This window comes from Moraxella sp., assembly GCF_024227015.1.
In the GTDB taxonomy this organism is placed as follows: Bacteria; Pseudomonadota; Gammaproteobacteria; order Pseudomonadales; family Moraxellaceae; genus Moraxella.
In genome coordinates, this window is record NZ_JAAELD010000053.1 from 1 (window position 1) to 785 (window position 785).

Genomic DNA, 785 nt, shown 5'->3' on the forward strand with positions numbered 1-785 from the left:
ACAGCCAAAGCTGTTTTGGCTCATTCATTTTGCAATGGCCTTGAACTCACCGTTGCGAAACTGCCCTGTTTTACGCACTCCTGTGGCAGCGTCAACCTGATCAATGAATCCCGGTTGACTCCGGCTTGTTTCGTAATAGACATCTGCCGATGTAATTGTTTTCGAAAGTGCGCCGATTTTTCGACTCTGTTCCAATGCGTTAAAAACATCCTTTGCCGAGGCCGTCACAGATTTTATCGGTGATAGCGTTAAGCGTCTTTGGCCACTCAATATATCAATTATGTCAGCATAGCCGATGATGTTCTCAACCGCTTTGCCCAAAGCCGCCCAATGTTCAATTTGTTTTGGGACAGATCTTCTTTGTGCCTGGCTTTCTCTGGTTGCAGCATCAACAAGCTCCGAACTTAACCTCATGGGAGATGACATGGTAATCCTCCTTTGTGATGCATTATGCTGCATAATGTAGCGCAAAGCTACATTGGTGTCAACAATTGTCTATTCTGAGCACCCAAATATGCTTTTAGTCTCTGTGCGCCGCCGCTATTTTGAGTTGCATCTTGTCATGTTCAGGCATTGTGTCCTCAGCGCATTCGCCGCAGGTAATTATAAAATTATCCTCTTCATTGGGCATCAGTATTCTGATAGACTCGTGGCACTCATCAACATAGTGCCCCTTGTTAAAAAGTTCCGCCTGAATTTCAATGCCGGCCCAGGCAATGGCACCGTTGTTCTTAATTTTGCCTGTGATGTGGAGCTGGTTTTTGGTCCGTCGCTCCCTGTAAGAG

At 46.0% G+C, this 785-nt stretch carries 2 protein-coding genes; both read right to left on the bottom strand.

Going from position 1 to position 785, the window contains the following annotated elements:
- Positions 1–24: 24 nt before the first annotated feature.
- Positions 25–426, bottom strand: a complete 402-nt coding sequence (locus GY683_RS01120) for a hypothetical protein (RefSeq protein ID WP_297287001.1) — start codon at positions 424–426, stop codon at positions 25–27.
- A 94-nt stretch (positions 427–520) separates the two neighbouring features.
- The coding region (locus GY683_RS01125) for an FxLYD domain-containing protein (RefSeq protein WP_297287002.1) at positions 521–785 on the bottom strand (265 nt) is incomplete at its 5' end.